Here is a 22,042-nt window from a genome sequence, read left to right on the forward strand (position 1 = left end):
AATATCCGTATGAAGATATTTTTATTAGAAGATGATTACTCTTTAAATGAATCAATTAAAGAGATGCTAGAAGCAGAAAATTTTGTTGTTGATACTTTTTATGATGGAAGTGTGGCTTTAGAAAATATTTGTGGAGAATATTTTGTATATATTTTTGATGTAAATACTCCAAATATAGATGGTATTTCCCTACTAGAGTACATTAAAAATATTAATCCAAAATCAAATGTGATTATTATTAGTGCAAATATTAATATTACTCAGATAAAAGAAGCATATCAAAAAGGTTGCGATGACTATATAAAAAAACCTTTTAATATTGAAGAGATTATTCTAAAAATTAAAAAGATAGTTGAAAACTATAATATCATACATCTTGCAGAAAATATACAATTTTCTCTTTTAAACAAAACTCTACTTGTAAATAGTTGTGAAGTAAATTTGACAAAATATGAAAGAGATTTCCTTTATCTACTTTTAAAAAATAAAGGGCAAATTATCTCTCACTCACAAATTGAAGATTTTGTATATAATAAACAAGATAAAAGCTTAGATGCTGTTAGAAGCTTAGTAAAAAGATTAAGAAAAAAAGTACCAAAATATAATACAAATGTCTATAGAAGAGGGATATTTTATAAAATAACCCTATTTGAGATTTTTATATTGATATAAAATTCCCTTATCAAAAACTAACCATTTTGAAGATGGAAGATTTGCTTCTTTTAAAGTGTTATTTGTCCAAGTATTACAGGTATGAAAAATACTATAACTCCCAATTGCTTCATAAAAAGCATCATTTTCTCCATATTGAGCATCTGTTTTAATATTTATAGAACGCCCATTTTCATATTGTAAGTTTTTCTTTACAGTTGAAACTATTGAAGCATACTGCTCTTTTGAAATTGGTACTTTTATAGTCAAATCATCTTCTTGCATATCTTTATAATATGTGATATGAAATGCTGTTGAGCCAATTCCTAGACCTGCAACTAAAGCTGTACTAGCTTTTAATTCACTCCAACTTGGTGTATCAAGATAAAAACCTTTATCTCCCCAACCAATAGAAATATAGTTAAAATTTTTACTTTTACTAACTGTATTTTCAAATGGGAAAAGCTTTGCCCAATATATGATATTGTTATCAAGTGGAAGAACAATATCTGTATGAACTCCATTTGATTTTAAATATATTTCATACTCTAAATTTGAATAAGTTTTATAATCATTTGATATTCTTGACAATATAAATTCACTTAAAAAAAATATTAATATTAAAGAAAATATTAAAATAAAAAAAAGAAATATATTTTTTAAAAGATTTTTAATCATAAAGCCCACTTTTTGGTAAATCAATTCGGTTATTTTTATATTTTATTTATAAAAATAAGGTTAAAATTTTGATAATTTCAGATTTTTTTATAAAAGCAGGGAAAAATGAAAAAAGTTTTTATAGCAAGGCATACAACAAAAGATAGAGAAGCCTTAAATGAGTACGATTATGATATTGAATTAACTGCTGATGGTATTACTAAAGCAGAAAAAATGGCAAAACATTTGGCTTCAAAAAATCCAAATATTGGTTTAATAGTTGCAAGTCCAGCAGTAAGAACAAGACACACAGCTGAAATATTTGCAAAAGAGTTAGCTTATAACAAAACTATTATGTTAAATGAAGTTTTATATATGGCATTTGTAAATGAGTTAATAGAGACTATCACATACACTTATGATAGTATTGATACTATGTTAATAGTTGGACACAATCCATCTTTAACTGCCCTTGCCGTTACTCTTGTAGGATTTAAAGAGAAATTTGAAGAGGGTGCAGTTATGGAAATAGATTTTGATTGCAATAGTTGGATAGATATTGATAAATCAAATGCAAAGCTAGTAAGCTATACAAAATCTAGTGATGTATAACTTATCTTATATTTTTATTTATTAAAGCAGCTTGTGCTAGAGAAGTAAGCTCTGTCAATGTTTTAGAATCTAGTTTTCTATCTCCAACAACAAAAGAGAAAATCTCAAAAAAGTTTTCTCTTCCCCAAGTTCTAAGTTCCGCTACATTCAAAAACTTTTCAGTACTTAGTATTTCACCTTGTTTGTTTTTAATTATAACTTTTGCACTATCACTATTTTCAAAGTTTCCTTTTATTCCATCATTATTTTTAATTTGATAACTAACTGTTGCATCTAAAATTTTACCTGTCACTAAACTTCCATTATCAACTACTTTTTTTGGAAAACCACTATCTTTTAAAAAATCATCCCATTTATCTGCAAAAACATTTGTAGATATTAAAAGTAAAACTAAAACTAAAATTTTTTTCATTACTATTTCCTCTTATTTACCAAGGCAAAATTCACCAAACATAACATCTAGCATCTCATCATTTTCATAAGGTCTTGTGATATTTGAAATCTCATGTAAAGCTTCTGTTATATGGTGAGCAAAAAACTCTAACTCTCCACTATAAAGTGGATTCTTTGCCAAATTTATATTTTCTAAACTATTTTTTACACTTAAAATCTGTCTTTTAGATACCAAAGTTAATTCATCACTACTTGTATTTTCATCTAAAATATTCTCTATATTTCTTAAAAGAGGATTTATATTATCTTTTGTTGATAGTTCTATAAAATCACCTAAGATTGATTTTTCAAATCTATTTTCAAGATCACATTTATTTAAAACTTTTATTATATTTTTACTTTCTGTACTAGATAAAAGCTCTAATATCTTTTTATCTTCACTATCAAGAGTTTTACTATTATCAAATAAAGCTACAATAATATCAGCTTCACTAATAGCTTTTATAGACTTTTCTATTCCAATTTGCTCTATAACATCAGATGTATCTTCTCTAATACCTGCTGTATCTACTATTTTTATAATATGAGTTCCTACTCTAACACTCTCTTCAATAGTATCTCTAGTAGTTCCTGCAATATCAGAGATAATTGCTCTATCATAATTTAAAAGTTTATTTAAAAGGCTTGATTTCCCAACATTTGGTTTTCCAATAATTGCTACTTTAAAACCTTCTATCATACCTTCTCTTCTTTGACTAGCTTCAAGAGTATTTTGAAGTTTTTCCTCTATTTTTGCTATCTTTTCTTCAATTTTAGAAAAAATATCTGTTGGTAAATCCTCTTCAGCATAATCTATAGTAACTTCAGTATATGCAAGCATAAAAAGTAAATCTTCTCTTATATCTTCAACAAAATCTTTCAATTCACCTTTTAATTGCCGAGCTAAAAGTTTTACAGCATCACTACTTCTTGCTTCAATTATTTTAGAGATAGCTTCTGCTTTACTTAAATCCATTTTATTATTTAAAAATGCCCTTTTAGAAAACTCTCCTGCCATAGCCATTCTAGCTCCATGAGCTAAAGCAGTATCAAGAACTAAATTTGAAATAGCTATACCACCATGACATTGAAACTCAACAATATCTTCTCCTGTAAAAGAGTTTGGTGCTTTAAAATATAAAATTAAAGCTTCATCAATTAATTCATTATTTATATTATATAAGTATGAAAGTGTTGCATATCGTGGGATTATTTTAGTTTTTTGTGAGATTTTTTGGGCAATTTCAAGAGCTTTAGCCCCTGAAACTCTTACTATTGAAATTGAACCTATTCCATTTGCTGTAGCAATTGCTACAATTGTATCATCAAAATTCAAATCAATTTTCTCTAGCTTTGTACTCATTTACAAGTACATATTTTTCACCTTTTATATTTGTTTTAACTGCAACATATTTTAAAGGGAACTCTTCTCTTAATCTCTTTAATGCAATATGAACTAAAATACCATCAAGAGGTTTTGTTTTAAAACTCCCCTTCTCTTTTATAAGTTCAATTACAGGTTCTAAATATAATGAAATTGCTTGTTCTTGATTTTTCAAAAACTCTGCAACTTCAAGTCGAAGCATTAGACCATACTTATCATTTATCCAATTAAATAAAATATATGATAAAGCTTTATATCTATATCCTTCTTTACCTATTAGTAAAGCTGAATCTTCTCCTAAAAACTCTATAAACAGAGTTTCATCATCATAAAAACTAACTTTTATATCTTCAAGATTAAAACATGATTCATTAAATAAAAGATTTAAACCCTCTTTTACCTCTTTTAAAACAATATCTTTATCTTTTCTAATAAATATTTTTGAGATTTCACCTTTTTCTTCACCATAAAAGTTATCAAAAATTTGCTCTTTTGACTCTACTTTTGGAACATCTTTTAAAATCTCTTTTTTCTCTTCTTTTACAATAGTTTTCTCTTCTAATTTAGAGTTTTCTATTTTTGAAGATACATCTTCTATCTTTACATCTTTATTTTTATAAGATTTACTTTCAGCTGCTTTCAAAGTAGAATTCTCTTTTTTGTATGCACAAATTATAGCCTTCTTTTTTCCAAAACCTAAAAAACCATTTGTTGGTTGTTGAATTACCTCAATTACAAGCTCTGTAATTGAACATTCAAACTCTTTTTTTGCTAAGTCATAAACTTTTTCTAAACTATCTGCTTCAAACTTTTTCATAAACTCTTCCTATTTGATTAGTTTTTTGCGACTCTTTTTTTCTCAAATATTCTATTTATAGTATATTGTTGAGCTATAGTAAACAGATTATTTACAAACCAGTACAGAGTTAAACCTGCTGGGAACCATAAGAAGAAGAATGTAAAAATTATTGGTAATAATTGGAAAATCTTTTTTTGCATCTCATCTTGCATTGCATTTGGTGTAATTTTTTGTTGGATAAACATAGTTGCACCCATTAAAATTGGTAATACAAACCAAGGATCCATCTCTGCTAAATCTTTAATCCATAAAATCCATTCAGCACCTTTTAACTCAATTGCATTAATTAAAACTCTATAAATTGCGAAGAAAACTGGAATTTGTAAAAGTAGAGGTAAACATCCACCCATTGGATTTGCACCATGTTTTTTATATAGTTCCATCATAGCAACTGATTGTTTTTGTTTATCACCCTTATATTTAGCTTGAATCTCTTTCATTTTTGGTGCTAAATCTTTTAATTTTTGCATAGACATCATACCTTTATATGATAAAGGATAAAGTACAAGCTTAATTAAAATTGTAAGAATAACAATAGTCCAACCCCAGTTTCCTACATAAGATTGAATAAATTGTAGTAAAGTAAACATAGGTTTTGCAATAAATGTAAACCATCCATAATCAATAACATCAATTAATTCAGGATTTAAAGCTTTTAAATCATTATAGTTTTTTGGTCCCATAAATCCACTAAAACTAATATTTGAGTTTGCATGAATAAATGATTGTGGATTATTAGAGCTATCAGGCATTAAAGTAATAGCCAATGATTTTTCAAAATTATAAACAACAGTTGCATAATATCTATCAAAATTTGATACAAATTTAAGCCCAGTTAAAGTCTCTTCATGGCTTAAATCTTTATCTTCAATAGTTTTCAAAGTACCATCATTTAATTTAGTCATAAATCCATGAACTGCATACATATCAGCAATTACATCTGGTCTAAATCCATTTGTAATAAAAAACTGCTTATCATTTGTAGAGCTAACTGTTAAATCATAGTGTCCATCTGGATAAAAAGTAAACTTTTTAGTTAAAACTGTATTAGTTAAAGTTTGTGTTAAAACTAACTCTTGTTTAGAGCTACTAGCATCAATTTCACTGTTACTTGCAACAACATCTATTTTAAAAGCCTCTTCATTTACACTTGAATCTGCAAATCTAGTCTCTAATGGTCTTAGCTGATTTGCTGAGAAAAGTTTAATCTGTTCACCTTTATCATTTTTATATTTTTCTTCAAGTAAAGTTACTTGTGCAACTCTTCCTAAATTATCAATTTCAATAATATTATTTTGAGTTTTTATTTTTGTAACAATTTTACTATCAGTAAATTTTGGTGCTTCAATAGCTGTTTTACTATCTTGTGTTACAACTGGACTAACTTCTGGAGCTGCATTTTGCTTTGATTCTTGTTCTATTTTAGCCTGAGCTGCTCTTTCTTCTTGCTTTGGTTTTAATACCAAAAATTCATATGCTATAAAAAATACAAAAACTAATACAGTCATTATTATCATTCGTTTTTGTAAACCACTATTTTGATTATAGTTACTCATTCTCTTTCTTCCACTCCCTGTTTTTTACTACTAAATACTTCCCATTTTGAGTTGGGATATACCAATATATTATTTTTATTTTTTTATAATTGATACTTGTTTTTTCAAGCTTTTTAATAACTGGATAATCAAATCCTCCAGCAAAAAGTTGATTACACTTTAAAATGCGTAATATTGTAAAATAAAACGCCTTAAAAACTCCATTATTATCAAATTGCCATAAAGCATATTGAGAACAAGTTGGATAATATCTACACGAACCATATGATATTACTGATAAATATTTTTGATAAAATCTGATTATTCTTTTTATTATTTGCTTCATTTAAGAAGCTCTAATCTTTTTAGTGCAAAATTGAAATCTTTTTTTAACTCTAAAAAATCTCTATTTTCAAGTGTTTGTTTTGCTACAAAAACATAATTTCCAGAAATAAATTTATCCTCAAAAGTTAAAAGTCCTGCTTTTAATCTTCTTTTTGCTCTATTTCTTTCTACTGCATTTCCAAGTTTTTTTGAAGCAACAAATGCAATTTTTAATGAAGAATTTGGAATAAAAAAAGCGACAAAACTAGCAGTATGCCAACTTTTGCCGCTTTTATATATTCTTGAGAAATCTTTTTGACTATTTAGTCTATAGTCTTTACTTAAACAGCTAATCTTTTTCTACCTTTAGCTCTTCTTGCATTAATTACTCTTCTACCATTTTTAGTAGCCATTCTAACTCTGAACCCGTGAGTTCTTTTTTTAGGAGTGTTATGTGGTTGATATGTTCTTTTCATCTTAATTTTTCCTCAAAATTTCTAAATAAGTTGTGGATTGTATAAAAATCTTACTTAAAATATCTTTATAATTTTAAGAAACTTTCGAAATTATCTCATTATTACTTAAATCAAACTCTACTTTAGAACCTTCAAAGATTTTTTCTTCCAAAATAAGCATCGCCAATCTATCTTCAATCTCTTCATAAATTGCTCTTTTTAAAGGTCTTGCTCCATAAACTGGATCAAATCCAACTTTTGCTAAATGCTCTTTTGCCTCTTGTGTAATAGATATTTCAATATCTTTATCTTCAAGTTTTTTTCTAATATTATTAAATAAAATATCTACAATTTTTGTAATTGCTTCAAGATTTAACTGCTCAAAAATTATAATATCATCTAGTCTATTTAAGAATTCAGGTCTAAAGTGAAGTTTTAACTCATTTAAAACCTCTTTTCTTCTATTTTCTTTATCACTTATCTCTATTATTTTACTACTTCCAATATTTGAAGTAAGGATTATAATAGTATTTTTAAAATCAACTGTAACACCTTTATTATCAGTCAATCTTCCATCATCTAAAACTTGAAGTAAAATATTAAATACATCAGGATGTGCTTTTTCTACCTCATCAAATAATATCACACTATATGGTTTTCGTCTTACTGCTTCTGTTAATTGTCCACCCTCTTCATATCCAACATACCCAGGAGCTGCTCCAACTAATCTTGAAACAGAGTGTTTTTCCATATATTCACTCATATCAAATCTAATTAAACTTTTACTATCATCAAATAAAAATTTAGCCAAAGTTTTTGCACTTTCAGTTTTTCCAACTCCTGTTGGTCCTAAAAATAGAAAACTTCCTATTGGTCTATTTGATTCACTAAGACCTGCTTTATTTCTCTTAATTGCTCTACTAATTGCTTTAATAGCTTCATCTTGTCCTATAACATCTTGTTTTAAAACCTCTTCAACTCTTAAAACTTTCTGTTTTTCACTATCAAGCATTTTATTAACTGGTATTCCAGTCCATCTTGAAACAATGCTAGCAATTGATTCTTCATCTACGCTATTTCTTAATAGGGTTCCCTCTTTTTGCATTCTTGCCCATTTTTGAGCATTTTCTTCTACTTTTTTCTCTAATTCTGGAATCTCTCCATACTCTATTTTTGCAGCCTCTTCAAATTTTGACTCACGTTTAGCAATATTTGCTTTTGTTCTAAGTTCATCTATTTTTGTTTTAAGAATACTTGAAGCATTAAAAGTCTCTTTTTCATTTTCAAATCTAGCTTCAAGATTTTGTTTCTCTTCACTCTTATTTGCCAACTCTTTTTCAATCTCTTTTATTCTATCTTCGTTTTTTTGACTCTCTTCCATTTTTAGAGCCTCTTTTTCTACTTGTAAAGTTTGAATCTCTCTTTTTATTTTAGATAGTGCTGTTGGTTCACTCTCTATTTGCATTTTAAGTTCTGCTGCTGCTTCATCTATTAAATCTATTGCTTTATCTGGTAAAAATCTATCTGTTATATATCTACTTGATAATTTTGCAGCTGCAACTAATGCACTATCATTTATTGTTACATTATGGTGAGTTTCAAGTTTCTCTTTTATACCTCTTAAAATTTGTAAAGCCTCATTCACACTTGGTTCATTTACATTAACAGGTTGAAATCTTCGCTGCATTGCTTGATCTTTTTCAAAATATTTTCTATACTCTTTTAGTGTTGTTGCACCAATAGTATGAAGTTCTCCTCTAGCTAAACTAGGTTTTAAAATATTTGCAGCATCCATACTTCCTTCAGATGCACCTGCACCAATTATTGTATGAATTTCATCTATAAATAAAATTATATTTCCATCTTTTTTTACCTCATCAATAACTGACTTTAATCTATCTTCAAACTCTCCTCTATATTTTGCTCCAGCAATTAAAGCACTCATATCCAAAGCTATAACTCTTTTGTTAAGTAAACTTGTAGGTACATCTTTTGCTACTATTCTTTGAGCCAATCCTTCAGCAATTGCAGTTTTTCCAGTACCTGGTTCTCCTAAAAGAATAGGATTATTTTTTGTTTTTCTAATCAAAATTTGCATCATTCGATTAATCTGCTCATCTCTTCCAATAACTGGATCTAATTTTCCATCAATTGCTTGTTTATTTAAATCTATACCATATTTATTCAAAGCTTCAAGATTATCATCACCACTTTGGCTATCTATATTTTTTCCAGCTCTTAAAGCTTCAAGCTCTTTTTTTGCCTCTTTTAAATCTATATATTTTCCTAATATCTCTTTTATTGTAGAGTTATCAAAGTTTGCAATTAACCAACTATCAATAGCGATAAAACTATCTCCCAAACTACTCATTTGTCCAGCAGCTTTTTGAAAACTTTCATATAGATTTCTTGATATTTTAATACTCTCTTTTGTAACACTACTTACACTTGGAAGTTTACTAGCATTTGATTTTGCTTCAAGTTCTACTGCTGCTTTATTTACATTCATCTTATTTAATAATTGATTTAAAACAGAGTTTGTATTTGTGAGTAATGCCCATAAAATATGCACCACTTCTACTTCTTGATTTTTATTATGTAAAGCTAGATTTAAACCACTATCTATTGCTTCTCTTAATTGATTCGTCATTTGTTCAAAAATATTATTATCATTCATTTAGCACTCCTTATATTTAATTGCTAATTATGATTATATAACTTTAGTCAAGTATTGTCAAGTCTTAACAAAAAACTATTTTCTATTATAATACTTTTTTAAAAAATTTCAAAGGTTTTTATGAAAAATTTATGTGGAATAGATGAAGCAGGTCGAGGACCACTTGCAGGTCCTTTGGTAGTTGCTGGTGTTGTACTTTTAAAAGAGATTATTGGACTGAATGACTCAAAAAAATTAAGTGAAAAAAAAAGAGAAAAACTTTTTGATGAAATAATTGAAAAATCAAAATATCATATAGTTTTTAAAAGTGCTAAAGAGATTGATGATTTTGGAATTAGCTTTTGTATAAAAAACTCTATTTTAGAGATAATGGAAAATTTAAAAGAGTTTTCAAGTTCATTTCTAATGGACGGAAATACAAATTTTGGAATACAAACTTTACAAAAAGAGATAAAAGCAGATGCAAAATATAGTGAAGTTAGTGCAGCTTCAATTTTGGCAAAAGTAAGTCGTGATAGATATATGGTAGAGATTTCAAAAGATTATGAAAAATTTGATTTCAAAAAACACAAAGGATATGGAACAAAAGCTCACATCGAAGCTATAAAAAAATTTGGAAGAAGTGATATTCATAGAGTTTCTTATAAAATAAAAGGGATTGATGATAAAGAAATTTATAAATCTTTATTTTAAGATTAAGGAAAACTCCTTAATCTTTCCACTTAACAACTCTTTTCATATCCATTAATTCAAGCTCTTTTTCAGCTGTAATAACAATATCATTATCAACTGTAAAGTCAAGTCTCTCATCTCTTCCTTCATAATCAATTGAGTTTAAAATAACTTTTATAGAGTTAAGTCTTGCTAAAAATTTACTATCACTTCTTATAATTATCCAAGGGGATTTTTCTGTATTTGTATATTTCAACATATCGTATTTTTTTTGTGTAAACTCTTCCCAACGACTTTGCATTTGCATATCAATTTCACTTAATTTCCACTGTTTTAATGGGTTTTCTTCTCTCTCTTCAAATCTTCTTGCTTGCTCCTCTTTTGAAACAGATAAATAAATTTTTAAAAAATGAAACCCATGCTCTACTAAATCCTCTTCAAATCTTTGTACACTTCTCATAAAAACTTCATACTCTTTTTGTGTACAAAAACCAAAAACAGGTTCAACCATAGCTCTATTGTACCAAGATCTATCAAAAATAACTATCTCTCCACCTTTTGGAAACTGCTCAACATATCTTTGATAGTACCATTGAGTTTTTTGAACATCTGAAGGTTTTCCCAAAGCTACAACTCTATAATGTTTTTCATTCATATATCTTGTAATTCTTCGTATAGCTCCACCTTTTCCTGAGGCATCTCTTCCTTCCATTAGAATAATCATTTTTTCATTATTTTTTTCAAGATGTGCTTGAAGTTTAATAAGCTCAACTTGATATGGTTTTAAAATCTCTTCTTTTGTTCTATAAAGAAATTTTGAATGAATTTCACTAATAAAACTTCCATTTCCCTCTTTTATTTTTTCATTAAACTCATCTAAACTCATATTAGTTTTATTTACTAAATCTATATCATAATATTTATCAAATCCCATTATTACCCCTTTATTTTAATTATTTTAATTATTTTAATTATTTTATTATACTAAAACTATTTAGAAACTATACCTATATGATTCTCAACAGATTTTATTTTACTATTTATCCTATCTTCTCCAGTAGTTCTTATATCAAAATTTATACTTGCATAAACTCTACTACATCCTAATTCTTCGAGCTTCAAATAACAAAGATTTACTAAATCTAAAAGCTCTTTTAATGTTTTTGCTTCTACTATTGTATTCATAGATGTTAATTGATATTTAAGTCCACTATCTTTAATTATTTTTAAAATCTCTGATACCTCTTTACTTTTACTTCCTACTGTATTTGTTGGAAACATACTCAAACTCATTAAAACTGACATATTATATCCTCTAAACCATATTTTCAAATTTGTTTTGCTAGTATATATAAATTTTATTAAAAAGGATAAATATGCAATTAGATGTTTCTGCTGAAGTTATTTTGTCTCAACTTGGTTATTCATTAAGTGATGAGTCATTAAAACAAGCACAAAAAGTAATTGATGTTACAAAAAATTTTGATAAGTTTGCAAAACATATATTAACTTTAAATGACCAAATAAAAAGAATGAATGCTTATGTTGGATTATCAAATAAAACTGATTATCTAAAAATTAAATGCGATGAAAATGATTCAAAAGAGATGCTTGAAGAGTTCCATGATACTATTTGGAAATGGGCAGAAAAATATAAAGTAAATATAGAAAGATTGGATAAAAAACCAATCTACTATATATTAGGTACTAATTAAATATTTTTTTATAACTATGACAATATGGCATTTTATTATGCCTATTGTAGTAGTTTTGATGATAATCTTCTGCTTTGTAGAAAGTAACTTCAGGATATAATGTTGTTGCTACTTTATATCCCATTTTTTCCAACTCTATAATTAGTTTTTGAGCTATATTTTTTTGATTTTCATCTGTATAAAAAATTGCTGTTAAATATTGACTTCCAATATCTGGACCTTGTCCATTTGTTTGAGTAAAATCATGAATTTCAAAAAATAATTTTGCTAAATCTTCATAACTTACAATATTGTCATCAAAAATAACCTCAACAACTTCTAAATGTCCACTATTTCCACTACTTACAAGCTCATAATTTGGATTTGCTACAAATCCTCCCATATAACCAGAAACTACGCTTTTTACACCTTTTTGTCTTTGAAAATAGTACTCAACTCCCCAGAAACACCCAGCGGCGAAATATGCTTTAGAAAGCCCCATAAAATCGTCCTTTATTAACTACTTTTTCAGGGATAGGTGTTTACAAAAAGGGCAAAAGTATCCCCTTTTTGGGATACTTTTTAGCTTTAATATCCCTTTTCGGTATCCCAAATTTTTCAATCTTTGAGTTAGATTTTAGTTTATTTATTCTTATACATTGATTATTTAAAATTAGATATTGATTTAAAATTTTGAAAGAATTAAATATAAAAATAAAGGTTATAAAAAAAGAGAAGTGAATAAAAGACCACATACTTTTACTCAAGATTTTACGGTTATTTGCTAAATGCCCAAATGTCCTTTAGCTTAACGTCCAAAACGAAATCCGTTGGCTTTAAATATGCCCTTACGACATAAGGGACAATTTTATCAAATTATTATTTATATATCAATATTTTTCATAGGCTAAAAAATACTTTTTAGCAGTTCTTCTGTCAATCTTAGCAACTCTTGAAATTGAAGCAATATTTACTTTTAATTTTTGTTCTTGTAATTCTAAGATAGCATTTATTACTAGATTTTCTTTTTGTGTTTGTAATTTTGAAATATAATCTTCTTTTGCTTCTAATAATTGCTTTTTATTTTTCTCTTTATCTCTTAATTTTAAAGTTCTTATTGCTGCTTTTTGTTGTCTTTGTTTTGTTTCTTCTAAGTATTCATCATAACTTAAATTTTTCATCTTTTCAAACTCCATAACACCACTGTTTACAACTTTTAAATTTTCATCTTTCATTGTTCCAAATAAAATTTTTCCATTTTGCCAGTATTTAAAAGTGGAATTTGAGATTTGTATTAATTCTGTATTTCCTAAACCTACATTTTTGGAATTATTTATATTTATTAAAAAGTTTAATATATCATCTTTAGTTAGTGTTGTTTTACCTTTAGCAAATTTCATGGCATATTTAAATAAAGTTTTGTTTCTTTGTCCTTCTATTAGTTCATCTTCATTAATTTTTACTTTTAATTTCAAAGGTGTATTTGTAAATTCAGATTTTGGAATATATTTTTTAAAATCATCTAATTCATAATTTATTTTTTGAGAAAAATAAAAATCATGTAAGAGTGGATTTCTCCATACCCCATAAAGCCGATGTGAAGCTATTTCATCACACTTTAACATTCTCGTTATAGCTACTTTTATATCCATTACATACTTCAAAGCTTTTCTTTGATAAGTAAATATATGATTTTTTAGATGATAAGCAAAATGGAAGCCCTTATTTGTTTCCAGGATATAAGTTGGTTCTATCCCTATATTAGATGTTATATAATCTAAAAAAACATATATATTTTTAAAATGCTCTTTAGCTGTTTTATCTTCATATTTATCTATATCAAATATTAAAAAACTTATTTGTTCTTTAGAGTTAAAATTAATAAATTTATATTTGTTTAATGCTTTTATCGTTGGGTATTCATATATATTTGATAAATGTTTTTCATTACCTGCTTTTGTTCTTTTAGGAAGATTTTTTAATAAAAGCTCTTTTAGTTGTTCATCTTCATCTTTATATTTATTTAATATTGTCATGGGCTTACTCCTTTTTTTGGAGCAACCCTGAAAGGTGTTGGAATAGAATTTAATACATATTTTTATTGTTATAAGAGTGATTTTTTGTAAAAGTTAGATTTAGTAAAAAAAATGAAAAATTCTTTAAAAAAAAGTAAAAAAAAATGTTCATCTTAGATGGTCTTACTGTATTATTTAAAACCCAACCTAAATGAAGAAATAAAAGATAATTGAAGATAACAAATACTAAGAATAAAAAAGAGAGAATAAAAAATAAATATTAATTTTAAAGATTAGAAAATATAAATAAATAAGAATATATATTTAATAATCATAAAAACTTTTTTTTGGCTTCAAAGTGCCATTATATAGGGCTTAGAGAGGTATTTTTTTGAATGGATTTTAAAATAACTCTTCTTTTATTTTAATTTTTCGCAATGCGACAGAAGAAATACTTAAATCTTTTTTTCTATTCATTAATCGCTACTCATTAGTTTTTGGCTTTATAAGTTTTAAGTGTGATATATTGTTTTATTACTCAAAACTGAAAATTTCTCAAATGAGCATATACTCACTTCATTCCGTTATCCCTCCTTTTTCAAAATTTTAAGTTTTAACCTAAGAAAAAATATATATTCCACACTTAACAAAGCCCGAAAACTAACGAAAGTGAAAAATTTTTGAAATAAAAAAGGATTTAATTTTAATCTTCTTAAAAATTAAAAAAGAAGAGAAAAAACAAACCCTCAAATCTTCAAAAATGAAAACCAAAATTTAAAGGATACAAGATGACAAGAGAAGAGATTTTAAAAGAGTTTCAAGATATAGAGGGTATAAATGAAGCTAAAAAGATATATAAAACTTTAGCCAAAAAATTACACCCTGACATTGGAGGAAGTGAAGAAGAATTTAAACTACTTAATGAAATATATAACCATTTAATAGAGCATAAAATATATTTTTCTAACTCTTCAAAAATTGATATTGAATTAGAAAAAATAATAAGTTTAATTTTACATTTTGAAAATATAAATATAGAACTTATTGGCTCTTGGGTTTGGGTTAGTGGGGATACGAAAGAAATAAAAGAAAAATTGAAAGAGATAGGTTTTAAATGGGCTTCTAAAAAGAAAATGTGGTATTACGGAGAGATGAAAGCTAAAAATCCAAATCCAAAATCTATGGAAGAGATAAAAGCAAAATATGGAAGTGAAACTTTAAAAAGTGATGAAAAGAAAAGAATAGCTAGTTAAAATCTAGCTATTTATAAGTTAAATATCATCCAATCTTCAACTTCTTTTGAACCACTACCTTTTATAGTTTGAAATCCATAAGAAGAATAAAGTTCTCTTATTTTATCAGTTGCTGGAGTAATTGCGACACTATTTATACCAATTTGATTTTTTATTATTTCTCCCATACTTAAGACAACATAATCTATAAGTAAAAATTCAGAGATTTTAATATTTCCAAGTTCTTCAAATTCTATTTTTCTGTAATCTTTTTCAACAAATAAAAATTCTATACTTATACTTATTAGGTCATCAATATCTGCTGTTGTTCCTACATTTAAAAAAGCACAATATCTTTTTTCTTTTTTATCAAAACAAGCATGAATAACATTTGTAAATGAAACATCATCTTGATTATAACAAAGTTCAGAAGTGCTTTTAAATATCTCTTCAAGTTTTGGATAATCTATATTTGGCTTATATTCTTCAAAAAAAGAAAAAAGATTAGAACTTTTTATAATTACAATTTCAAATCTATCATTCACCATAAAATGCTGTAGCCTTTACTCTTTCAACTCCAGCTTTTGCTCTTCTTTCAATAGCTTCTTTTAATATCTCTTTTTGTTTTGTAGTTTGAGTAAAAATAATTTTTCTATCATTTTTAGACAAAACTATTTTTTTAGCTCTTTGAACTTCATTATTTTTTATAACAAATCCCATAGTTTTCTCCTTATTGATTTTATTGTCCAATTATACAATAATAAAATATATAAATCAAAAAAAAGTTATTCCGTTCTTTTTAGGTAATAATCCGTTATAGCTTCTCTCTTATGGTTTAGTTCTTCACTCACTTTTAGTTTTGCTTCTTTTTCGCTTATTCCATTTTTTAACATATTTTCAAAATTATCTCTTGCAGCTGTAAATCTGAAATCGTGGGAAGATATATCATAACTTTTTAAATCCTGATAATATGTTGATTTATCTATTAAATCATAACTATTATTTAAAAGTTTCTGTTCTAATTCAAATGATATTTCTTTAGCCATATATCTATGATTTCCTTTCCCTACTAAATCCATAACATAGCCATTATCAAGATATTTTAATGGATTTTTTACAAGTTCAAAAGCTTCTGATTGTCTAATTGATAAATCATACTGACATTGGGCAATTAATCCTGATATAGCCCTATCTTCATATAAACTTTTTATTACATTATCAACATTTTCAATATATCTATTTTCGATTATAATGTCTGCTTCATCTTTTATGATTTTTACTCTATCATTAAAGAACTCTTTATCTTCTGTAAATAATGGAATGGTTATGTTTTGTTGTTCTAAACCTTGAAGCATACTGGAGAAGCCCCTTAAATAGTTTTCTTGAGTTTTTGAAGATAGATTTTCTAATCTTTGATTAAAAAAGTTATCTAAGTTTTGCTTTGTGAAAAGAGTATTAAGTTTATTATTTAGATTTTGAGATTTAAAAAAAGATGTTATATCTCTTAAATACATCTCCCTTTTTTCAGCTAGTTTATCGCTATGAGTTAAATTATCGCTTTTTCCAGCCCTTGAAACTCCAAAAGCTTCCAATCTATGGAAAGCATCTTTAATTTGCTTTTGAAATGTTCCTCCCTTTAGATTTGCCATATTAGAAACCTTAAAGATTATTTTGTTTATAAAATTTTTCGATAGTTCCCCTTGAAATTTTAACTCTGTGATTTTCATATAAATAATTTGATATTGATTGGCTACCACTTCCATTTTTTCTTAAATCTAGAATTAGAGTTGAGTATTTTTTAATGTGTTGATTTTTTATATTTTCCAAATTTATAAGAGTTTTATTCTTAGATATTGTTTCTTTTTGAATTTCAAGTAAGATGAAAAAACCACTCATTACTCTATTTTTTGTAAGTGTTTGATTTTGAAGATATTTTAAATATCTTTTAGCAAAATTTTCAAAATCATCTAAATTTTTAAATCCTAATATATTGCTGTAATATTGTTTTTTTTTATTTGTAAACATATTTTTATAACTCCTTTGTATTTTTATATATACGGAATACCTAGAAGATATAGAAAATATAAATTATTTCTTAACTGTGGTTTAGACCTGTGATTTATTTATAAAATGGCAATATCACGAAATGCCAAGAGCAAAACATAAGAGTTTAAAGGCAAGTTAAAAGTAGAAATAAAAAAACTCAAAATTCAACTGGGCAGTAAGTTTTTGGCTAGTGTTTGAATGGTTTGAGATTTGTAAGATTTTAGGGTGTTTTTATACAAAATATAGCAAAAATAGGCATTGCTAAATGCCCATTTTATCGATATATCTTTTCACAATGTGAATTTTCTGTATCGCTTCCTATCTCTGTTTAATTTTTTAAACAGAGATAAGGAAGCTCCCACGAGTTGAAAATCAAAAATTAAAAAATATGGTGCCACCCATACTTACTTTTTTTATTGCTTTTAGCTTAACAATAAAAAAGTGTTTTTCAATTTGTGATTATATATTTATTCATAAATGTATCCTATAAAAATATAATGCCCTTTCAAGGGCTTATATTGTTATAAGATATTTTTTAGTTAAAAGATAAGTGTTTTCAAAAATGCGATGAAGTAGGAATAAAAAAGAGAAATAAAATATTTATTTATCTTTTTTATTTGATTCTTCAAATGATTTCTTTAAAAGAGCTTGAATTTCAGGGCTGTTATATATTTTATCTTCTTTGAATCGTGTATCATAATCATTTTTAATACTTATTATAATCATAAAAATAATTACAAAAGGAATGAGAAAAACCTGCAAAGGAAAAATAATATACCATTCACTTTTTTCTGAATTTTTAGATTTATTAGGATTTGTGTTTATAGATTTTTGCCTTTTTCTCTTAATCCCTTTAACTGTATTATTAAATTCTTCATCTGTATAAATAACTTCTCTAGGTTCACAATTCTCACAATAATTACTATTTCCCAATGAAAGATATATATATTTTTTACCACAACTTTTACAAATTGGCATTTTTTAACCTTTTTTAACTAATTTTTTATTTCTTATTTTTCTTCTACTTTTTCATCATTATTTATAGAAGTTTGGTTTTGAGTTGCCTGATTTTCTGTTGTTTCTTGAGTTTCTGAAACGGGAGCAGTTGCTACTTGTTCAGTTCCTAGAATCTCTTTCAGAGCTTGTGGGTGGCATTGGTTTCGATAAACTGAATAATGTTTTATCCCTTTTCGCCAAACATACGGTTTACTTAATATATCTAAATTTAGCCTATGCATAGTTGTTTTATCATATATGAACTCTCTTTTATCAGCACTTAACTCTACTCCTTCATATCTTTTATCCATAGCTATTTTATGTAAATCTAGCATACAAGGACGCATAAAATCTAAATATTGCTGTTTTTGTTCATCTGTTAAAGCGTTATATTGTTCTCTCATTTCTGTTTCTTCAATACCGTGCATAGTAGCAACTCCAACAACAGCTCCTATACCCATTAAAACAGGATTTCCACTTGTTATAAGATTTCCAGCAAACGACCCTGATGTGCTATCATTTAATCCATCTTCATGTTTTCCAGCACACCCCGAAAAAACAACTCCTAGCATTAATAATACTATTAATAATATTTTCTTCATTTCTCCCCTTTTTCATCAACTTTTTCTGTTGTTTTTATAGAGTTATTCGTATATTCTCTTTCTATTTTAGCTTTTCTTGTTGTTAAATATATAATCATTAAAGCTGATAAAATCATAAAAATAGAAGAAATTATTAGTTCAGCAAATATATTTCTTTGAGAAATATTTTCTAAATTCAAACCTTTAATTGATATTAGATAAATACTATAAGTAACAAATACTGAAATAAGAATTGAAATTGAACTTTCAATATATGCTTTTTCTGAAAAGTAATCTTCTTTAATAGATGATTTACTAAAATATTTATAACAAAAAAATATTAAAATAATAATAACTACTACTATAGGAAGAAGTAAAATATAATCAATACCTTGTTCATTTAATTTCTTATAATTATCACAAGCATTTTGAAGTCCACCATCACAAGCTCTCAAAAACCATTCTTTTGCTATTTTTTTATCTTGTCTTACACCTTCTCCATTTGTATACATAAGACCAAGCTTATTTTGAACTTCTACATTTCCATTATTTGCTAATTTTTCTAAAATATCTAATGCCATTTTAGAAGATTCTTCCATAGTTGCCCCAAAAGACAAAGTAGCAAAAAGCCCTAAACTTAATATAAGTTTTTTAATCATATTTTCCCTTTTTTAGTTATTTTATACACTACATTTGTAGCTTGATTATGAATTATTACATAACTATACTTAACACTTCAAATGTAGTGTGGAGAAAATGAATAAAGAAATAAATGAGTTAAATTCTGATGAACTTTATATATTAATTGGAAGAAATGTTGCTAAACTTAGAAGTAAAGCCAATATGAGCCAATTAGAGCTATCTTTAGAAATGGGAAATAAATCTTCAAGCCTTGTTTCTGCTGCTGAACTATATGCGAATAAAAGAAAATTTAATATTGCTCAACTACATAAAATAGCAAAAATCCTAAATATAGATATTTGTGAGTTTTTTAAAAAATAATATTATTTTTATATATTTTAAAATATAATCCTTTTAATGTAATTCCCTCGTAAGCCTATATTTTAAAAATATAGCCGAGGGTTTTTTTATGCCTAAATATTTAATTCTCTTAAAATTTGAAAATTATATTTTATATTCATTCTTTCTTTCAAAATGTTATATCCCTCTTCTATTCCAAAATCTAAATTTTCGATTAATTCTTTGGCTTTTAAAATTTCGATTGGTTCTCTGAAATAGTGATGAATAGTTATATCTTTATGTAGGTCTTTTGTTGTATGTCCTATTAACTGTTTTAATTGTAAAAGCTTATTTGTATTATCATTTTCTCCATTCAAAAATTTACCTACAAAATAAGCTCTTAAATCGTGGAATGCTGGGAGTTTATAATCTTCATATATATCAGAATAATTATCTTTTACATATATTTTTATCTCTTGATTAAAAGAGAGTGGGAAATCTTTTCTATCTCCATCTTTATTTACTTTTAGGTCAAATACAAAATCTGCTTTATTGTCTATTCTTTCTTGAATGAAATTTAAAAATCCCAAATCTATCAAAAAGTTAGTTATTGGGATAGTTCGGCTTGAATGTTCATTTTTTAAGCTTTGTTTCTCTTTATCTGTAATTCTAAGAGTTAAAGAGTGTATAACTTCATCATTTACAATACTTTTTTTAAAATCTTTAACCCTAATTTGTGCTAGTTCTCCACCTCTAGCACCAGTGAAAATTGCTAAAACAACACTCCAAAAAATATGAGGTGAAGCTTTAGTATGTCTTGTAAAATTTCGTTCAGCTTGTCCTCTGTCATTTTCTTCTTTTTTATATCTATCTTTTAAAAAGTTATTTAAAATTTCTGAAGATAGATATGTCTTTTTATTTTTATCTGTTAAAATTTGGGCTTCAGGTGTTAAATCTTTATATTCAACATTTAATTTATCCCATAACTCTAAGTTTAATTTTTCGTATTTTTCAGGGTCATACAACTTTATGTCTTTTAAAAATCTTTTTATTGTTTTTATCTTTCCTTGTAATCCTGATAAAACTGGTTTTTTATATTTTTCAACATCATTTTTTGTAAAATTTATAATATAAATCATTCCCTTTTCTCGCCAATCTGTCAAATCTTGATGTTGAACAACTGGAATTTGTGTATATAATTTTTTTAAAGCTTCTATATCTTCTAATCTACAATCCATAATTTTTCGTTTTGGAACTCCAAACCTTTCATCACCTAACATCAAAGAACAAAACTGTTGTAAATCTGTCCTATTTCCACGAATACTATTTACTTGTGTTTTTTGATTTTTATAAGATAAAAATTTTTCTATTAAAAAATCCCAGTTATCTTCATCACTTTTTGGATATATAATATTTTTAAGCTGTGGATATTGAGTAATAAAATCTTCTATACTTCCAATACTTACTGAACTCTCTTTTTTACCCATTAGTTTTTGGTATTTTTCAATATCTGCTCTTATTACTTCAATCTCTTTTTTAACTAAATTTTCGGCAAAAAGAGGCAACATATCATAAGGTATTTTTTCAATTTCATCAGCTTTTATAATATCTTGTCTTTTTAAAATATCATCAGCTTTTTTTCTATAAAGCCCTATATTGTCTTTATTAAAAGCTTCTTCCAGTTGTTCTAATTCTTTTTTTAAAGCTGTTTCAGTATGTCCACCATATTTGACACCTAAATCATCATAATAAGCTAAGGCTTCATATCTTTTATTTTCAATATCTGCTCTAGAGCTTCCCATGTCTTTTATATAGTTATTATCTTGATTTAAAGCTTCATTTTCATATCTTTGTAATAGACCTATTACATACTCATTTAACTCTTTCAAGGTTAAGTTCTCCCTAGATAAAAATAACAGTTCTATTTTATTATCTACGTAAGATATTATAAAAAAAAGTGAACTATTGAATAGGTGCTTATAATAACCTTTTTTTGATAATAATTTCATAAGTGAAATTCTGAATATTGGCGTTTTTTTATTTAGATTATATGGTATCTTTTTTCTAAAATACCACACCCCGTTTTTTTGAAAGCAAGATTTAGTTTTCAATTTTTAATCCTTTTTTTTAATTAAAGATTGAAAAATTAGTATCCCCAATTTAAGCCATTTTTAAAACAAAGTATCCCTTTTTGGTATCCCAAATCAGGGATGGGTGTTTACAAATATGGCTAAAAGTTCGATTTTATCGGTTATTTCTC

At 26.3% G+C, this 22,042-nt stretch carries 27 protein-coding genes; 6 read left to right on the forward strand and 21 right to left on the reverse strand.

The features are described 5' to 3' along the window. Window positions 1-9 precede the first annotated feature (9 nt). Window positions 10-672 carry a response regulator transcription factor gene (locus tag AFAEC_RS08470; protein ID WP_026806213.1) on the forward strand — a complete coding sequence of 221 codons (663 nt, stop codon included), beginning with the start codon at window positions 10-12 and terminating at the stop codon, window positions 670-672. Here the strand turns inward: AFAEC_RS08470 and AFAEC_RS08475 are convergent. Continuing rightward, the gene (locus AFAEC_RS08475) at window positions 646-1,329 is read right to left on the reverse strand and encodes a TIGR02117 family protein (RefSeq protein WP_026806214.1); all 684 of its coding nucleotides are present in this window, start codon (window positions 1,327-1,329) and stop codon (window positions 646-648) included. The genes AFAEC_RS08470 and AFAEC_RS08475 overlap by 27 nt on opposite strands. Before the next feature lie 105 nt (window positions 1,330-1,434). Between AFAEC_RS08475 and AFAEC_RS08480 the strand changes: the two genes are divergently transcribed. Beyond that, window positions 1,435-1,920 carry a SixA phosphatase family protein gene (locus AFAEC_RS08480; RefSeq protein ID WP_026806215.1) on the forward strand — a complete coding sequence of 162 codons (486 nt, stop codon included), beginning with the start codon at window positions 1,435-1,437 and terminating at the stop codon, window positions 1,918-1,920. A 1-nt stretch (window position 1,921) separates the two neighbouring features. Here the strand turns inward: AFAEC_RS08480 and AFAEC_RS08485 are convergent, their stop codons facing one another. The 8 genes from AFAEC_RS08485 to AFAEC_RS08520 all read right to left on the reverse strand — a co-directional run bounded on the left by AFAEC_RS08485 (window position 1,922) and on the right by AFAEC_RS08520 (window position 9,586). Next, window positions 1,922-2,332, reverse strand: a complete 411-nt coding sequence (locus tag AFAEC_RS08485) for a hypothetical protein (RefSeq protein ID WP_026806216.1) — start codon at window positions 2,330-2,332, stop codon at window positions 1,922-1,924. A 12-nt stretch (window positions 2,333-2,344) separates the two neighbouring features. After that, the gene (gene mnmE, locus AFAEC_RS08490; protein ID WP_051487595.1) at window positions 2,345-3,715 is read right to left on the reverse strand and encodes a tRNA uridine-5-carboxymethylaminomethyl(34) synthesis GTPase MnmE; all 1,371 of its coding nucleotides are present in this window, start codon (window positions 3,713-3,715) and stop codon (window positions 2,345-2,347) included. After that, a complete protein-coding gene (locus AFAEC_RS08495; RefSeq protein ID WP_026806218.1) occupies window positions 3,690-4,553 on the reverse strand; it encodes a Jag N-terminal domain-containing protein in 864 nt (287 codons plus the stop codon). The genes mnmE and AFAEC_RS08495 overlap by 26 nt, the downstream gene beginning before the upstream one ends. Window positions 4,554-4,570: 17 nt before the next feature. Then, window positions 4,571-6,151 (reverse strand): membrane protein insertase YidC, encoded by a 1,581-nt coding sequence (gene yidC, locus AFAEC_RS08500; RefSeq protein WP_026806219.1) that lies wholly within the window; start codon window positions 6,149-6,151, stop codon window positions 4,571-4,573. Next, window positions 6,144-6,476: a membrane protein insertion efficiency factor YidD gene (gene yidD / locus AFAEC_RS08505; RefSeq protein WP_026806220.1), complete on the reverse strand. Its 333-nt coding sequence runs from the start codon at window positions 6,474-6,476 to the stop codon at window positions 6,144-6,146. Before yidD ends, yidC begins: the two co-directional genes overlap by 8 nt. Further along, window positions 6,473-6,808: a ribonuclease P protein component gene (gene rnpA / locus AFAEC_RS12435; protein WP_081754528.1), complete on the reverse strand. Its 336-nt coding sequence runs from the start codon at window positions 6,806-6,808 to the stop codon at window positions 6,473-6,475. Before rnpA ends, yidD begins: the two co-directional genes overlap by 4 nt. Continuing rightward, window positions 6,796-6,930, reverse strand: a complete 135-nt coding sequence (rpmH, locus tag AFAEC_RS08515; protein ID WP_024775877.1) for a 50S ribosomal protein L34 — start codon at window positions 6,928-6,930, stop codon at window positions 6,796-6,798. Before rpmH ends, rnpA begins: the two co-directional genes overlap by 13 nt. A 73-nt stretch (window positions 6,931-7,003) precedes the next feature. Further along, window positions 7,004-9,586 (reverse strand): ATP-dependent Clp protease ATP-binding subunit, encoded by a 2,583-nt coding sequence (locus AFAEC_RS08520; protein WP_026806221.1) that lies wholly within the window; start codon window positions 9,584-9,586, stop codon window positions 7,004-7,006. A 120-nt stretch (window positions 9,587-9,706) separates the two neighbouring features. On the opposite strand from AFAEC_RS08520, the gene AFAEC_RS08525 reads away from it, so the two are divergent. Continuing rightward, the gene (locus AFAEC_RS08525) at window positions 9,707-10,279 is read left to right on the forward strand and encodes a ribonuclease HII (protein WP_026806222.1); all 573 of its coding nucleotides are present in this window, start codon (window positions 9,707-9,709) and stop codon (window positions 10,277-10,279) included. A gap of 16 nt (window positions 10,280-10,295) precedes the next feature. On the opposite strand, the gene ppk2 is transcribed toward AFAEC_RS08525, so the two are convergent. Then, window positions 10,296-11,192 carry a polyphosphate kinase 2 gene (gene ppk2, locus AFAEC_RS08530; protein WP_026806223.1) on the reverse strand — a complete coding sequence of 299 codons (897 nt, stop codon included), beginning with the start codon at window positions 11,190-11,192 and terminating at the stop codon, window positions 10,296-10,298. A 56-nt stretch (window positions 11,193-11,248) separates the two neighbouring features. Next, complete coding sequence (locus AFAEC_RS08535) at window positions 11,249-11,563, reverse strand: MTH1187 family thiamine-binding protein (protein WP_026806224.1); 315 nt, start codon at window positions 11,561-11,563, stop codon at window positions 11,249-11,251. Window positions 11,564-11,634: 71 nt separating this feature from the next. Here AFAEC_RS08535 and AFAEC_RS08540 point away from each other — a divergent pair, with 71 nt between their 5' ends. Next, window positions 11,635-11,973, forward strand: a complete 339-nt coding sequence (locus tag AFAEC_RS08540; protein WP_026806225.1) for a hypothetical protein — start codon at window positions 11,635-11,637, stop codon at window positions 11,971-11,973. Here AFAEC_RS08540 and msrA read toward each other — a convergent pair. Together msrA and AFAEC_RS08550 are read right to left on the reverse strand one after the other, a co-directional pair. After that, window positions 11,966-12,454, reverse strand: coding sequence for a peptide-methionine (S)-S-oxide reductase MsrA (gene msrA, locus AFAEC_RS08545; RefSeq protein ID WP_034216579.1), 489 nt, complete (start codon window positions 12,452-12,454; stop codon window positions 11,966-11,968). The genes AFAEC_RS08540 and msrA overlap by 8 nt on opposite strands. A gap of 388 nt (window positions 12,455-12,842) precedes the next feature. Beyond that, window positions 12,843-13,988: a replication initiation protein gene (locus AFAEC_RS08550; protein ID WP_026806227.1), complete on the reverse strand. Its 1,146-nt coding sequence runs from the start codon at window positions 13,986-13,988 to the stop codon at window positions 12,843-12,845. Window positions 13,989-14,755: 767 nt separating this feature from the next. On the opposite strand from AFAEC_RS08550, the gene AFAEC_RS08555 reads away from it, so the two are divergent. Continuing rightward, window positions 14,756-15,220, forward strand: coding sequence for a hypothetical protein (locus AFAEC_RS08555; RefSeq protein WP_026806228.1), 465 nt, complete (start codon window positions 14,756-14,758; stop codon window positions 15,218-15,220). An 11-nt stretch (window positions 15,221-15,231) separates the two neighbouring features. On the opposite strand, the gene AFAEC_RS08560 is transcribed toward AFAEC_RS08555, so the two are convergent. The 7 genes from AFAEC_RS08560 to AFAEC_RS08590 form a co-directional block, all read right to left on the reverse strand. Then, complete coding sequence (locus AFAEC_RS08560) at window positions 15,232-15,747, reverse strand: hypothetical protein (protein WP_026806229.1); 516 nt, start codon at window positions 15,745-15,747, stop codon at window positions 15,232-15,234. Next, window positions 15,737-15,919, reverse strand: coding sequence for a hypothetical protein (locus AFAEC_RS08565; protein ID WP_026806230.1), 183 nt, complete (start codon window positions 15,917-15,919; stop codon window positions 15,737-15,739). Before AFAEC_RS08565 ends, AFAEC_RS08560 begins: the two co-directional genes overlap by 11 nt. 65 nt (window positions 15,920-15,984) lie before the next feature. Continuing rightward, a complete protein-coding gene (locus AFAEC_RS08570) occupies window positions 15,985-16,848 on the reverse strand; it encodes a hypothetical protein (RefSeq protein WP_026806231.1) in 864 nt (287 codons plus the stop codon). 10 nt (window positions 16,849-16,858) lie between these two features. Beyond that, window positions 16,859-17,224, reverse strand: coding sequence for a hypothetical protein (locus AFAEC_RS08575; protein ID WP_026806232.1), 366 nt, complete (start codon window positions 17,222-17,224; stop codon window positions 16,859-16,861). Window positions 17,225-17,845: 621 nt separating this feature from the next. Continuing rightward, a complete protein-coding gene (locus AFAEC_RS08580; protein ID WP_026806233.1) occupies window positions 17,846-18,223 on the reverse strand; it encodes a hypothetical protein in 378 nt (125 codons plus the stop codon). Window positions 18,224-18,255: 32 nt separating this feature from the next. Continuing rightward, window positions 18,256-18,843: a hypothetical protein gene (locus AFAEC_RS08585; RefSeq protein ID WP_026806234.1), complete on the reverse strand. Its 588-nt coding sequence runs from the start codon at window positions 18,841-18,843 to the stop codon at window positions 18,256-18,258. Then, window positions 18,840-19,481 (reverse strand): tetratricopeptide repeat protein, encoded by a 642-nt coding sequence (locus tag AFAEC_RS08590; RefSeq protein ID WP_034216580.1) that lies wholly within the window; start codon window positions 19,479-19,481, stop codon window positions 18,840-18,842. The genes AFAEC_RS08585 and AFAEC_RS08590 overlap by 4 nt, the downstream gene beginning before the upstream one ends. 97 nt (window positions 19,482-19,578) lie before the next feature. Between AFAEC_RS08590 and AFAEC_RS08595 the strand changes: the two genes are divergently transcribed. Then, window positions 19,579-19,824 carry a helix-turn-helix domain-containing protein gene (locus AFAEC_RS08595; RefSeq protein ID WP_026806235.1) on the forward strand — a complete coding sequence of 82 codons (246 nt, stop codon included), beginning with the start codon at window positions 19,579-19,581 and terminating at the stop codon, window positions 19,822-19,824. 92 nt (window positions 19,825-19,916) lie between these two features. Here the strand turns inward: AFAEC_RS08595 and AFAEC_RS08600 are convergent, their stop codons facing one another. Beyond that, on the reverse strand, window positions 19,917-21,671 hold the full coding sequence (locus AFAEC_RS08600; RefSeq protein ID WP_026806236.1) for a site-specific integrase: 1,755 nt from the start codon (window positions 21,669-21,671) through the stop codon (window positions 19,917-19,919). Window positions 21,672-22,042 lie beyond the last annotated feature (371 nt).

Origin of the sequence: Aliarcobacter faecis, from assembly GCF_013201705.1 — a bacterium.
Lineage (GTDB): Bacteria > Campylobacterota > Campylobacteria > Campylobacterales > Arcobacteraceae > Aliarcobacter > Aliarcobacter faecis.